This window comes from Clostridia bacterium (assembly GCA_026414765.1).
Taxonomy (GTDB): Bacteria; Bacillota; Clostridia; order Acetivibrionales; family DSM-27016; genus SKW86.
This window is the reverse complement of record JAOAIJ010000046.1, coordinates 24,719-38,960: the sequence shown is the minus strand read 5'-3', so window position 1 is coordinate 38,960 and position 14,242 is coordinate 24,719. Positions and strand designations below refer to the sequence as shown.

Here is a 14,242-nt window from a genome sequence, read left to right as displayed (position 1 = left end):
AGCTTTGCATATTTAGAAAGCAAAAGAATGTTGATGATACTGCACTGCTCTAAAGGTATCATTCCGGCAAATCAAAGCACATCTCCTTTACATAAAACATAATATATACTATACGCTTATGAAAGGAACGAGCACTATGTATAATGCCCCGAATATGTATCAATACCCAAATAATGCTAACACTCCAATGTATAACGCATATAATATGTACCAGTGTCCTTACTTTGCCAATACCCCAATGTGTAACCCGGATTTATGGAGCCAGTTACCTAATCAATATCTTCCTTATATGAATCAAGCCAAGGCAAGTACCCCAATTATATTAAAGGATTATGGGCCTAATCCGTTTGTAGTTGATATCGAGGAAGCCACCAAGCAAAACGACAACTTCCGTCTTGTCTTATGGACAGGAAACCATTTGCAGCTTACCTTGATGAGTATTAATGTTGGTGAAGACATAGGTTTGGAAATCCATCCCAATCTCGATCAATTTGTACGTATTGAAGAAGGTCAAGGACTTGTAAAAATGGGTGATACGAAAGACAGGTTGGATTTTCAGGCATATGTCAGCGATGACTATGCGTTCATTATACCTGCTGGTAAATGGCACAACTTAATCAATACAGGCAATAAGCCCCTGAAATTATATTCTATTTATGCACCACCTCAGCATCCCTTTGGTACAGTTCATAAAACTAAAGCAGATGCGAAAGCTGCTGAAGAAGGGCATGACCACTAATATCAATAAACTATTAAAAAGCTTTAGAAGATGTCAATGATCACTTCTAAAGCTTTTTGATATCATGCACCGGAATGATGTTTCCTATTTGGTCTAGTGAGATATTGGCTAATCTACTATCAAATGATTCAATGCAAACCCCTTTCCATGCACCGCTACTTTTTATATTTTCATAAACAAGGCTCCTTGGGAAAATTGGATGAATAGCAAATGTAAATTTTTGTTTTGTCCATTCACAGAAATATATCAGCAGCTTTTTGGACACCTTTAAAAAATATGGAGTAGATGCTTATATGTATATAATGAAACATGTCAATACAAATCTAAGTACGTTCAAAATTTCAGCTTTGGTTTCTTAATTGCCTTGCTTAACTATGTTTTAGTTCAATAATACTAGAAATGCCGCTATCATAGCATGTCAACAGATGTAAACCTCTTCAATTGGTGTAAAACCCTTACCTTGAAATCTGCCAGTTCCGACTTCATCACAAAGGCTGTTTCACTATATCCAATAATACCAGAAGTTTTTTCATATCTTTTTCTTAAAGCTCATCGGAAGCAAGTACAACTCCTGCCGGATTTCCACCATCAAAAGATTTTGAAAAAGAGTTCAAATCAAAAGCTGTTATCTTCATAAAAAAATGCCCTTTTATCAAAAATTTCTGTGCATTTTTCCGTTCTTACACTGGGAGCTGCTTCATTACCCCCTCCTCCATCAATCGGTATATCAATTCAAACAATTTTTCACTTGTCAGAGTCTCCGTTTGTTTAAACCAATAGCTCATAATACCAATCATAGCTGAAAGCGTATATTCCATTATATAGTCCAGTTCCATCAGATCAACATTTGACTTATCAGCAAACACTTCCATTATAGTTGGCTTGATTGAGTTTTTTAGTTTGCTTGCAAATGCAGGGTCCCCATTGTCTCCAAGCAATACAGAATAATACTTGCTATTTCTTTCATAAAGCTTTAGAAACATATCCAATGGCATTCCCATTGTTCCTGTGGGTGTTGAAAGCGGTGGAAGCTCATCAAGCGTCGGAATCAAGGAATTCTCTATGTTTTCCAGCACATCATACACATCAGTAAAGTATTCATAGAACGTTCCTCTATTGTATCCTGCTTTCTGGGTTATTTCCCTTACTGTAATCTTTTCAATCCTATTCTCACAGTAAAGAGACCAAAATGCATCAACCAGGTTTTGTCTGGTCTGTGCAGTGATTTCTGGTTGTTTCTTCATTTTTACATCTCCCTTAATCCGACATTTACTGCTTGATTGTTGGTTGATAGTTGTCTTGGGCAACAGTATACTATAATCATACAACAAGTTGTCGTATAAAACAAGATCCATAAATAACTTAAAAATAAAGAAGTCAGTCATTCTCAAACCCATTTTGAAAGGAAGGCTAAATACACAGATTGGATAAAAAAATGAATTTACACAAACAAACTCATACTGGAGGTAAAAAAATATGATTACGATTCTTTGTTCTGGTTCACGTGGCGATATTCAACCGTATATTGCTCTTGCACAGCAGCTAAAAAAGTTAGGGAAGGATATTCGCATCACCGGAAGCAAAAGCTTTGAAGGATTTATAAGGAGTTATGGAATAGATGTCTATCCAATAGAGGCAGATATTGAAACTTTGAACGTTGATCCAAAGCTTTTGAAAGCAGCCGGTTCATCTGATAATCCTTTAAAAATGCTTTTGACTTTCAATAAAATGAAGAAATATGGTGTTTACATGGTAAACGATTACTATTCAGCTTGCGAAGGAAGTGAGCTCATTATCTACCACCCAGGCTGTACTATCGGCTATTTCGCAGCACAAAAATTCGGTATTCCTTCTGTCCTGGCTTCTCCCTTCCCAATGCACAAGACTAAGGAATATTTATCTGTAGTGATGTATGGGAAAACTCAATCCAATATTCTTACAAAAAAAGTCAGCTATGCTATGATTCAAGGAATGCTCTGGATGGCCTCAAAAAACTCTGTAAAAGGCTTCTGGAAAAAGCGTTTTGGAGAAGTACCTGACAATTTTGGCTGTCCCTTTGAACGGCATACAGATAAAACACATCCTGCCATTGTCTCCTGTAGTAATTTCGTCTTTAAAAAGCCTGATGATTGGAACGAGAATATTCACCAGAATGGCTACTGGTTTGTCGAAGAGGCTATTGACTACAGTCCATCCGATGAGCTTGCAGCTTTCTTAAGTACGGGTGAAAAACCTGTATACATTGGATTTGGAAGTATGACTTCCATAGAAAAGCATGATGGACTGGCAGAAATGGCAGCGGAGGCCATTATAAAAAGCGGCAAGCGTGGTATAATCTGCGGTATGGGTAAACCGGCAAATCTTCCGAAAAACATCATTGCAATTGACAGCATTCCTCACTCATGGCTATTTGAGAGAGTTTCAGCGGTATGCCATCATGGTGGAGCAGGTACAACCGCGGCTGGATTTAAAGCAGGAATTCCCAGCATTGTTATACCTTTTTCCAATGATCAGTTTGCATGGGCTCATAGAGCTTATGATTTAGGGGTTGCTGCAAAACCCATTCCCAAAAAGGAATTGTCTGCAGATAAGCTTGCCGATGCAATCAGCTTTGCCTTAACTGATAAAATCGTTGCAAATGCTAAAGCCCTCGGCAAAAACATTGCTGCTGAAAACGGAGCTATGGAATGTGCAGAAATCATTGTAAATTGTCTTGAAAGGTAATGATATGAGACAAAATGAGAATTGGAGAAAATCTTTTTTTACAATCTATACAGGTCAGGCATTTTCACTATTAAGTCCGAGTAGCGTACAATTTTCAACCATCTGGTGAATTACCATGGAAACAGGCTCAGCTTTTGCATTGACAATAGCCAGTATTATAGGCTTGCTGCCGCAAGCTGCTATTCCCCAGCTAGTCCCTCCATCAAAACTAACAAAAGCAGATGGATTCGGTCAAATGATCAACTCAGCAACCTCTATGGTGGGGCCTATGCTTGGGGCATTTTTAATGAGTATAACAACACTTCAATACGTAATGCTTGTTGACATTTTAGGGGCTTTTTTGACAGTATCAACATTATCTTTTGTAAAAATCCGGAAACACCTGATAAATCACAGAATCCGTATAGGCTGACCTGCATGACAGGAGGCAAATTCATTGGTCAAATCCTTTCCCGCCGTGAGTCCAAAGTGTGTTTCAGCTGCCCAGGCAGCATTGTTTGTAACATCATAAACAGTTTTAAACATTGTACCTCCTTGCTTGGTCTTACAGTCCGGATTGTAATTCTATTGAAGACCCTCACACACTGTGAGAGTCAACAAAAAAACTGCAACTTTTTTGCTGCAGTTCAGTGACCTTTTTTCTTTTCCTTCTTTTTCTCCTGCCTTTTCTCAAATTTGAGCTGCTCCATTTCCTCACGCTTTTGCTTTGAAGCCTTCTTATTCTCTGATTTCCGGCTTTCCTGCTCAAGCTTTATTGCTTGCTGCGCCTTTGTACCAATTCCTGATATAGAGGTTTCTTTCCTGACTTTTCTCTGAAGTCTCTTTGGATTTATCCTTTTTTCAAACCCAACCTCAACCTTAACAGGCCTGCTGAACTTAAGCATAAAATAATTTTCAAGGATAAAAGCATAGACCTCATAATCCTTTGGCTCTGCACCAAAAACAACTCTTGAAGTTTCAAGCAAGCTTTCATCAAGCCTTTCAAACACTCCGACCCAAAAAGGATCGTCAAAAAAGACCGTCAATTTGGTATTCATTTGTGTTTCCTCCTGTAAGTTACTATCAAGAGAACGGACAACCCCAGGAGGGCAGGTTACTGACAGGATATCCTGCATCCGGACTACCAACCGGATCGTGTTTTTATCTCTCAAATATATTATAGTCAATATAAAAGTATTAATAAAGATTTCTATATTATTCTAAGATTTCATATAATTTCCCTTTATAATCCTTAACAAAATGTCTTTTGCCTTTTTGAATAATAAAGTGACCCTCCATTTCAAGGTGGAACTTTTGGGCATCAATACCGCCGGGATACTTTTCATTCAATTCCCCATCCTTTTTGAGTGTCCTCCAATAAGGTGTCTCGTCCACCCCCCTTTCCGAAGAGGCATTTGCTGCAATATTTATAAAAATTCCCGCAGTCAGCTGGCAAGTGTAATCCGCACCATGTTTTAGGGCCAGATAACTTCTGATGTAGTCCGATGTAATCACTTTACCCTTCGGTACCTTTTTCATGATTTCATCATAGGCAAGAGGAGGTGCTATAAGCATTTTTGTACCGCCAAGTTTTGCAACTGCTTTAGGATCAGTAATTTCAACGACTTCAGGCATATTTTTGCTGTCATTCAGTTTTTCATTATATGATTTCTTAGCCATATTTTCACCCCCAATCTATTAACATTCAACCCGTAATGTACTTGTCTTTGAGTAGTCTGTTATACCAAGGATGAAAAATCAAACTTCAAACCCAGCCCAAGAACACCGTTATAGTAGCTTTTTGCCTCATCAAGGTTGTTGACAGGCAAGAAAAAATTATCGTATTTCATCCTACACATCTCCTGCTCTAACTTTTATCCTTCCATGCCGGCAACTTCGCCATCATCCCCACGGCGGCTTTCCGTGCGGCCTCTTCATCCAACCCTTGGGTTTTCATAATAAACCCTGTCATCCCCTTTAGCTTTTCATCATAGGACTGCATTGTACCGTCAGGCCTTGTACAGTATTTGCAATAAGCCTTGTTTTCATCTCCCAAAGCAAAATCTTCTTTTGTTTTCATTGGCATACCACATGCAATACATGTCTTCATATTGATTAACCCCTTCCTATTTAGTAATCAGATTTATAAAGTGTTCAATTAATTGCTTACCGTATCTTTCTAAAACCGGGCTTTCTGGTGCAAATAAATCACTGTTGATTAAATAGTGATGTACCAAGCCTACCCATGTATTGAAAAGGAGAGCAACAGAAATTGGACGTATTTTACCTGCTTTAACCTCCCGCTCGGCAACCTGGCTAATGTGAAATGAAATGGCAGACTGTATCATAATCAATGAATTTCGTGAGCTTTCATTGATTAACCTAGCTTCAGAAACCAAACGGGTATAAAACCCCTCATACTCACTTAGTCCTTTTACATGAGCTTCAAGTGCTTCCTTGATCCCGCAATTCTCACTTACAAGTTCATGAAGCCGATTTGTAATCCGCATGCCAAACTCTTCAATTACAGTATCCAAAAGAATCTCGCGTGTAGGAAAATGTGCAAATACAGTGCCATGTGATACTTTTGCAGCATTTGCTATATCCGAAGTCCGCGCAGCTGTTAAGCCATCCTTGGCAAATTGTTTCAGAGCCACATCGATAATAAGCTGCCTAGTATTCTCCTTCTGTTGCTGTCTTTGCGTCTTAGACATTCCATTGACTCCTTACTCATTGAGTGCATACTCATTATATTAAATATGAGACTTTGTGTCAATACAAAATATCCATATTTGATAAAATACGTTCATAACTCAAAAACTTGACACAAGTGTGTCAAGTTTCAAATAAATCCAGATTAATTATATTATCTTATTGTTCTTGTAATAAACTTTACTCTGTATGCATGTTCGGATTCGGCTTTCTCTTGCCTACAAAGTTCGAGGATACTACCTTTAAAATACAAACACTGTTTGCTTGCATTTCTGTAAATATGAAGTCTTGATTTGTCTGATGTTTCATTAACTGTGTTAGTGCATTACATTTTTCATCAATATCCTCAATGAATTCAACATGACCGAATCCATGTACACTTTCAAAATAGTACCCCGAATTGCATGGATTTTCTACATGACCCAGTTTACCTTCATATGCCATTTCAAAACAGACTTCGTTGTTTTCTTTCAGAATATCAATTTTTCGCCCTTCCTTTGCACTGTGAAAAAACAACACCAAAGAATTATCCGCTATTTTATAGCCGAAATTAAGGGGTATTACATACGGTAAGCCTTTATCTACCATAGCAAGATGACAAACCCTACATTTTTCGATTATGCTTTTTATTTCTTCTATATTTGATACTTCCCTATCTTTTCTCCTCATCACATCCTCCTGACTCTCGGTTGATCATTTTCGCAAGTCGCCATATAAAATCCCGGATTCTGATTCATAAGCTCATAAATCTCATTTTGGATCATAGATTTTTACCCCTTTTATAGTAGTATGACAAACAGCTGTTGTTTTAAATATCGCTAAAAAGTGAACATCATAGAGTTCTTTATTAGTTGAAGCATCAATGATCTTGTAATATAATATTATTAAAGTTGGTAAAATACTATTATATATCAATAAGCTCTAGCACTACAACTATTCTTAATTAATTTTCCGTATTTATTGAATTAAAAAAGGGGGCCATTCCGTGAAAAAAGCAATATCGATTATCGTATGCGTTTGCCTTATTTTACACATAATAATGATCAGCAGTCCAACTGCAGCTGCTTCTAATCCAGCAGCATTATCCCTACTCAGTGTAAGCATAAAAAACAAACAAGAAAACGTAAGGGTAGACACTTCAGTAATACTTACCTTTAACAAAAATGTCTCTCAGGGGAGCAATTATAAAAATATTACTATCACTTCCAGCAACAAAAAAACAGTCGCGCTTAAAGTAAGCATAAGCAAAACAAAAGTAACAATCAAACCAAATACAGCACTGCAATATTTGACAGACTATATCCTCACTGTCCCTGCAAATTCCTTTATTGATGCATCCAAGAAGCCGTACGCCAAGAAAATTACAATAACTTTTAAAACAACAAAAACTCCTGTGCCGACCAAAACACCTGAACCAAATAATACAGATAACAATAGTCAAGCTGCTAACAGCGAAATTGAACAGGCTATCTCTAACTACGAAAAAGCGCCGCTCTCAACAGTAGATAATTTTATCAATATCAGCAGTCTGGAAGCAATAGCAAGGGAAAAAACTTCATCAGCAAAAAACGAGTTAGATAAAACTAATTTTGAAAACAGGATAAATACACGTAAAAAAACTGTAGATTCACTAAAAGCCAATTTTATATCAAACAATATTGTTGCCAGTTATACTGAAGATTCAGGTACAAGAATATCCTCAGGCAATTCTCCCTATGCATTGGTTCTAGATGATGGAAGAATACGGTTATATTATGGCAATGGAGGTAATATTGAGTCCGCTATTTCTTCAGACGGCATTAACTTTACTAGGGAAGATGGCATCAGGGTCAGAAATGCCGCACACCCTACTGTCGTCAAGACACCGCAGGGCAAATACAGGATGTATTATGGCTTGTTCTACAACAGTTCACAGGGTCTTAAACATAAACTTGCTTCAGCCATTTCTGACGACGGGCTGAATTTTGTCGATGAAGGAGTCCGAATTGAGCCAGAAGACCACTATGCTACTTATGATTCAGCTATGGAAGCGGTCCAATTGCCGGATGGAAGTATTAGGGTATATGTAATAACCGATAATGTATTTAATGATATAAAGTGGAAAGACAGTACTGATTATGAAGGTAAGACCGGAATCAGCTCGTTGATATCGACTGACGGATTGAAATTTACTTTTGAGAATGGAAAAAGAACTTCCTTGATTAATTTTAATGATCCTTCTATAGCTGTATTGTCAAACGGGTACTATTGGATAATAACATCCCACCCTCAAGGTCCTTTAAGTGGATATCCATATGGACTTCATGGGTTTGTCACCAAGGACGGTTTGACATTCTCCCAGCCAAAAAACATACTGCCGCAAGCATCATCTTCGGGAACTGATAACCGCTTATTTGACCCTTCTATACTTAAAGTAAGCAACGATACGTACAGGGTGTATTACGGTCAAGGACCCAGTATAAAGAGCTCAGTATTCAAAATAAATACAAGTGTTTTTGAAATCAAATAAGTAAATTCCAGCCAAGTGTCATTACACATTTAAATCATGTAATTTTTCCCGACCTCTCACACCACCGTACATACTGTCCGGTATACAGCAGCTAAAAATTGTCGGAAACCCTTGTTTCCTAATCTTTTTATTAGTTAGAACTCTTGTAAGTATAGGGCTGTTGGAGATTCTCCAGTAGCCTTTTCTTGTGTTCGCATACTCCCACGCTTTGTAATTGTCAATCCCAGGCTTGATAAGTTTGTTCTTTTTGATCCCGACTCTCTTCCAGCGTTTCCAGCAACAAATTCTTATCCTTTTTACAATCTATTCATCCAGTTTCTTTCTGTACATCAAACAGCAACGTTGCCCCTAAAAACAACAAAAACGTTTGTCATATCGCCAAAAAGTTAATTCCCTGTAGTATCAATAATTCTTACAATCCCAGTCCCTCCATCAACCCTGACCCTGTCACCTGTATTCAAGAGCATTGTAGCATTTCCACAGCCTACGACCGCAGGAATGCCTAGTTCACGTGCAACAATAGCGGCATGAGACAAGGGCGCGCCTACATCGGTCACTATGGCAGCCGCACGTGGGAATAATGGCGTCCAGCCGATATTAGTTACAGTAGTAACTAATATTTCACCAGGCTGAAGCAAATCCCCCTCTTCCACATTTTCCAACCTGCGTATAATTCCTTCAACTACTCCCGCAGCCCCTGCAAAACCTCTGATGATATCGGATGATGACTGAATATTTTTTGAATGGGAATCATACAAATCGCTTCTGCGATCCGGATCATCAGCCCATCGGAAAATATCAAAGCCCCCGTTAATCAGCATCGGATATGGCGGAAGTGAACAATATTTCTTATGTGTTTCCCGCCTTATCTCTATATAGGCTAATGAATCGCTCTTACCTGATAATAAATCAAGTATTTCTTCAACATAGAGGAAAAATATATCATCCTTAATTTTTGTCAATTCACCAGCCTTGCCAGCAAAAACACGGAGCACCCTGTATGTGCGTACGAACTCCGAACGAAGCGCTTCACGTATGCAAGCAGTATAAGAAATTTCTTCAAGTTTAGACTTTATATATTTGTATTTTTTAGGATGACGTTCCTTCAGCCTATTCATCGCCTCATCATATTCATTTTGCTGTTTTGATAATAGTAACTCTACATCCACGGGAGACTTTCTGAAGCTTTCCAACTGCTGTTCAATCCATCCGGGATTTTCATCTGCACCGGGTATGGAAGTCTCAAATTCATGTGGCCCTCTATGTCCATATTGCTTCAGATACTCTTCTCGGCTAATCTTTCCATCTGCAAGCTTTGACAAGGCTATGAGCGGCTCAATGGAAGCCAATGATGAATTGCCCCTCAGATTGGACAAGAGAATATTTGCATCCTCCAGTCCAACAAGTTTTTTTAGCTTTGGCCTCAACTTAAATACAGGTTCCTGGAATTTTTTCATAACCACTCTCAGCAGCTGGCAGCTGAGGATATAGTGAGGTTTAATATTCTCAATCCACAATGAAGCCATTTTTTCATTTGTAGTGGAATTCTGTATTGCATGGCGGGCATTTTCGCACCATCTCGGGTTTGATTCAATAAATCCGGGTAATTCTTTATAAAGACGATTCGCTTCAAATTCCCATCTGATATTATCCGGGATAGTAGCAAGGAGCTGAGTAATCTTAAAAGGTATCAGCGGCACATCTATTCCCTTGGGAACAAGACCAAATACATCAACCCATTTATTAAGTATTTTTTCTACATCTGTTCCGAAAACATGAATCATTGAAACAAGCAAGCTGAGATTTATGTAGGGATGCCCTCCAATATTGCCCACCATGGGATAATCTCCAGGTATTTTGAACGGTTGGTTTTCTACGTGCATAATCTTTATCAACGACCAAGTAAGCGGTGTCATAACATCCGGAGTCGCTTCAGTAAGATTCGCATTGGACCATAAGTAATCACCTGCGAGGCTGTCGTTCCATTCACCAGTAATCGGGTTATTGCCTTTCAAATTAGTTACAGGCCTAGATTGCAAGATATAAATCCTTCTGCCTGTGATAGCCCATTCTATATCCTGTGGAGTACCTATATTATTCTCCAGATTGAGGGCAAGTTTGTAAAGCTTTCCTGCAAAGCGCTTAAATAAAGCCGGCCCGTCAAATGTGCCTTTCGGACGTTTGAGCTTGAATGAATATGGAGTGGCTTCACCGGATACAAGTGCTTCTCCCATTCCATGCACATAGTTCCCAATCATATCTGCCCTGCTGCCGGTAATTGGGTCAACCGTAAAAAGCACCCCTGAAATATCTGCCTTCACCAAAATCTGTACTACTACAGCCATATCATGCTTCATTTCCATTTCTTTGGCCATGCTATATGCCTTTACACGCTTACTTTCACGCGAGTTATATACCGTGTATATCGCATTATAAATATCTTCTTCATTTGCGACATCAAGTACCGTTTCGAACTCACCTGCAAATGATGCTTTTTCTGAATCTTCAGATAAAGCGGAAGAACGTACTGCAAAAGAAACATTCTTGTCTTTAATTCTTAGCTTGTCAATATTTGTTTGTATTTGTGTTTTTGCAGCCTGAATCAACCGCCCGCTCTCAAAAGCAAATGGGAAAATAACAAAACCTTCTGGTACCGGATAGCCGGACTGAAGAAGTTTAGCCAGTATTCTGCCCTTTCCTCCGGCATAAACCATTATTTTTTCTTCCATTTCCTCAAAACTTTGAACAAATATCATTGACACTCACTCCTCAACAATCATCAGCTTATGACGATAAAAATCACTGTTTTAGCCCTTTGTATAGTTTAGAATTTTTAAGACAGGTTCTGCAAAATTTATTGAGCCTTTTTTAACTCCAAGAATTTTTTCAAACATCTCCTCATAAAAAGATACTTTTCTTTTTATTATTTCTATATTTTCAGGTTTTTCGTCCAAAGCCCTTATCAACATATTAATCGTGCCGTGAACAATAATAAAAAAATGGATATAAAATTCAGCTAATTCATCAGAAAAGTCAGTTGCAAAAGTGCCTTCTTTTATCCCTTGCTCAATTATCTCCCCTATTATCGGCTTGCCTAATCTCATATAATTTTCAAATACTTTCTGTTTAAGCTTCAAGTTCTCACTTTTATTCAGAATTTCAAATAGCTTGAATCTCTTCTCCTTCGTCTCAGCTCTGTATTGCTGCATATCAGATATTATTATATTTATCTTTTCCAATGAATTTTTATTGTTTTCACCCGCTGCTTTTCCAAAGACAGCAACCATTTCTTCTGCTTGCTGAAGAGCAATTGTTTCCAATATTTCATCTTTAGATTTGAAATGGTAATAAAATGAGCCTTTTGTGACACCAACCCTATTTATAACATCGTTTATTGAGGTCTTATCGTAACCAATTTCGTAAAACAACTCTAATGCTGCATCAAGTATTTCTTTTTTTCTTACTTCAGCTTCTTTTGATATCCACATAGTATCACAACTCCCGAACATTCTAACAGTATTTACATACCGCCGGTATGTTTATTATAAAACTAATGATTAGTATTGTCAATTATATTTGCAGGATTAGCGGTTTACTGACTAATTTGCGTATGAGCTAAATTCTGTGTAAATTTAAAATCTCCTTAACAAAAAAACACCTGACCCTAGTAAGATGAAAAACTTTCAAAGCCTGTTCAATACAGGCGAGCTGTTTAAAGAAAAGTATCGACAATATTTCTGCCAAATAATAACTCTCAATCATACAATTGATATAAAAATAAAAGGTGTGCATTGGCTCCATCAAATCCGAATTAAAGCTGCACTAGCAAAGAAATTTCAGCTCGTTTTTTACACTAAAAACAATAAAAACCCCTTAAAATCAAGGAATTTCCATTGTAACACATCTATCGTGATGATTTGAAGGCGTCGCCCAGATTTGAACAGAGAAATAAGGTTTGCCATTCCCTCTACCTGGATTACACCGCTTATATACAAAAAAAGCATCTGCAATGAGATGCTCAATAATGACTTATTGGTTATGTAACCATATATTCAATTAATTTCACAATCCAATTATGGAAACGCGTTATTAAAAGAGAATTATTCCCTATTCATATCATAGCGTTTTGAATGCAAATAGCTGTATTAACCCCACCGAACCCAAAGCTTAAGCTTATAGCATTTTTTACAATATGAGCTGCCGGTTCGTTTTTTACCCAGTTACAGCAATCATGTATTGGGTTCATGAGATTTCTCGACGGATGCAGGCGTGACTCCTTCATCTGTATAAGAGTTGCAATAATTTCTATAGTACCTGCTGCAGTCAGCCCATGTCCGGTTATGGATTTCGTCGCATTCATATATGCATGTGAGAGCCGTGAATCGTGAATCACTTTAAGTTCCAGCTCATCCCCTACTACCGAACCGCTACCATGGGGACTGACATAATCAATGTCACTTGCTGTCATTCCTGCTTGTTCTAACACTTTCTTTATGACCCTCATCTCCCCCTCATAGGATGGGTTGGGATTTCGGTTTCCGTCCATTGCCATAGCATATCCCAAAAGTCTTGCATAAGAACCTGCTTTCCTGGCTGATGCAAAATCTGCCCGCTCAACGACCACGGCACCGCAAGCCTCGCCATATATAAATCCATCTCTGTCCTTATCAAAAGGGCGACAGGCTTTTTCGGGTTCATCAGCGTAGCGGTCTGTCCCCATAGCTCCTAAAGACCTCAATGCCAGAAATTCTCTATAAGAAAGGTCCATCAAGGCTCCCATGGCAACACATGCATCTACCTGCTCTGTCTGAACCGCATGTATCGCTTGAATCACAGCTACCTGACCACTTGCTGAAGCTCCTCCCACAGTATAAGCCATGCCCTTGATACCGAATTGCTCTGTGCAGATTCCGCAAAGATCGCTGTCCATAAATGATACTCCATAGGTAGGCGTTATGAAATGTTCATTATCCTTATACTTCTCACAGGTCAGCATCAAATCCCTTTGCTGAAGGTTTGAACCACCTATAATCAGCCCTATCCGATGAGGATCCACTTCACCTAGCTTCGCTTCATTCCACGCTTCATCAAGTGTTACAAGTGCAGCATGTTCAGTGAATGATGCCCCCCGCAATACCCGTTTTGAAAAATGTTCAGGATATGACAGCGAATCGATTTCAGCACCAATAAAAGATGTATCCTTCTGTCTTCCCTCACGCTGCATTTTCCTGAACCGGTGGCATCCCTGCAGCAAGGCTGAAGTGAAATCCGCTTTCCCCTGCCCTATAGCAGAAGTAACACCAATCCCTGTAATGACTACCTCAGACTGACTGCAATTTTTCATAGATCACCTCAGCCAACTCACCTATATTTTTCACTCCAAACAATTCTACACGTGGGATTTTCAGCGATAAAGACTCCATTGTCATTGTCACTATTTCAGCTCTGTCTACCGAATTTGCTCCCAAATCAACCAAACGGTCGTCAAACTTAAACTCATGCCCCTCCAATTCAGGAATCACTTCACAAACGTGCTGTACAATAAGCCTAAAAATTTCTTCTTTATTCATTACTATTCC

Annotated in this window: 14 protein-coding genes and 2 pseudogenes; 4 read left to right on the top strand and 12 right to left on the bottom strand. The window is 38.5% G+C overall.

What is annotated here, in order from left to right:
* Positions 1-136: 136 nt before the first annotated feature.
* On the top strand, positions 137-739 hold the full coding sequence (locus tag N3I35_18110) for a cupin domain-containing protein (protein MCX8131998.1): 603 nt from the start codon (positions 137-139) through the stop codon (positions 737-739).
* Positions 740-1,419: 680 nt separating this feature from the next.
* Here the strand turns inward: N3I35_18110 and N3I35_18105 are convergent.
* A complete protein-coding gene (locus N3I35_18105; GenBank protein MCX8131997.1) occupies positions 1,420-1,983 on the bottom strand; it encodes a TetR/AcrR family transcriptional regulator in 564 nt (187 codons plus the stop codon).
* 232 nt (positions 1,984-2,215) lie between these two features.
* Between N3I35_18105 and N3I35_18100 the strand changes: the two genes are divergently transcribed.
* A complete protein-coding gene (locus N3I35_18100; GenBank protein ID MCX8131996.1) occupies positions 2,216-3,463 on the top strand; it encodes a glycosyltransferase in 1,248 nt (415 codons plus the stop codon).
* Between the two features lie 115 nt (positions 3,464-3,578).
* A complete protein-coding gene (locus tag N3I35_18095; GenBank protein MCX8131995.1) occupies positions 3,579-3,875 on the top strand; it encodes a hypothetical protein in 297 nt (98 codons plus the stop codon).
* On the opposite strand, the pseudogene N3I35_18090 reads toward N3I35_18095, so the two are convergent.
* The 7 genes and pseudogenes from N3I35_18090 to N3I35_18060 form a co-directional block, all read right to left on the bottom strand.
* A pseudogene (locus tag N3I35_18090) lies at positions 3,854-3,976 on the bottom strand (cytochrome B5). The gene N3I35_18095 and the pseudogene N3I35_18090 overlap by 22 nt on opposite strands.
* Positions 3,977-4,089: 113 nt before the next feature.
* A complete protein-coding gene (locus N3I35_18085; protein ID MCX8131994.1) occupies positions 4,090-4,500 on the bottom strand; it encodes a YjdF family protein in 411 nt (136 codons plus the stop codon).
* 157 nt (positions 4,501-4,657) lie between these two features.
* Positions 4,658-5,122, bottom strand: coding sequence for an MGMT family protein (locus tag N3I35_18080; protein MCX8131993.1), 465 nt, complete (start codon positions 5,120-5,122; stop codon positions 4,658-4,660).
* Positions 5,123-5,193: 71 nt separating this feature from the next.
* Positions 5,194-5,292: pseudogene (locus tag N3I35_18075) on the bottom strand (VOC family protein).
* Positions 5,293-5,309: 17 nt separating this feature from the next.
* Positions 5,310-5,552 (bottom strand): zinc ribbon domain-containing protein, encoded by a 243-nt coding sequence (locus N3I35_18070; protein ID MCX8131992.1) that lies wholly within the window; start codon positions 5,550-5,552, stop codon positions 5,310-5,312.
* A gap of 16 nt (positions 5,553-5,568) precedes the next feature.
* The gene (locus tag N3I35_18065; GenBank protein ID MCX8131991.1) at positions 5,569-6,156 is read right to left on the bottom strand and encodes a TetR/AcrR family transcriptional regulator; all 588 of its coding nucleotides are present in this window, start codon (positions 6,154-6,156) and stop codon (positions 5,569-5,571) included.
* Positions 6,157-6,334: 178 nt separating this feature from the next.
* Complete coding sequence (locus N3I35_18060; GenBank protein ID MCX8131990.1) at positions 6,335-6,823, bottom strand: pyridoxamine 5'-phosphate oxidase family protein; 489 nt, start codon at positions 6,821-6,823, stop codon at positions 6,335-6,337.
* Positions 6,824-7,139: 316 nt separating this feature from the next.
* Here N3I35_18060 and N3I35_18055 point away from each other — a divergent pair, with 316 nt between their 5' ends.
* Positions 7,140-8,663 carry an Ig-like domain-containing protein gene (locus N3I35_18055; GenBank protein ID MCX8131989.1) on the top strand — a complete coding sequence of 508 codons (1,524 nt, stop codon included), beginning with the start codon at positions 7,140-7,142 and terminating at the stop codon, positions 8,661-8,663.
* A 386-nt stretch (positions 8,664-9,049) separates the two neighbouring features.
* Here the strand turns inward: N3I35_18055 and N3I35_18050 are convergent, their stop codons facing one another.
* The 4 genes from N3I35_18050 to N3I35_18035 all read right to left on the bottom strand — a co-directional run bounded on the left by N3I35_18050 (position 9,050) and on the right by N3I35_18035 (position 14,233).
* Positions 9,050-11,419, bottom strand: a complete 2,370-nt coding sequence (locus tag N3I35_18050) for a PEP-utilizing enzyme (protein ID MCX8131988.1) — start codon at positions 11,417-11,419, stop codon at positions 9,050-9,052.
* Between the two features lie 51 nt (positions 11,420-11,470).
* Complete coding sequence (locus tag N3I35_18045; GenBank protein MCX8131987.1) at positions 11,471-12,151, bottom strand: TetR/AcrR family transcriptional regulator; 681 nt, start codon at positions 12,149-12,151, stop codon at positions 11,471-11,473.
* A gap of 623 nt (positions 12,152-12,774) precedes the next feature.
* Positions 12,775-14,007, bottom strand: coding sequence for a polyketide beta-ketoacyl:ACP synthase (locus tag N3I35_18040; GenBank protein ID MCX8131986.1), 1,233 nt, complete (start codon positions 14,005-14,007; stop codon positions 12,775-12,777).
* Positions 13,985-14,233 (bottom strand): acyl carrier protein, encoded by a 249-nt coding sequence (locus N3I35_18035; protein MCX8131985.1) that lies wholly within the window; start codon positions 14,231-14,233, stop codon positions 13,985-13,987. The genes N3I35_18040 and N3I35_18035 overlap by 23 nt, the downstream gene beginning before the upstream one ends.
* Between the last annotated feature and the right edge of the window lie 9 nt (positions 14,234-14,242).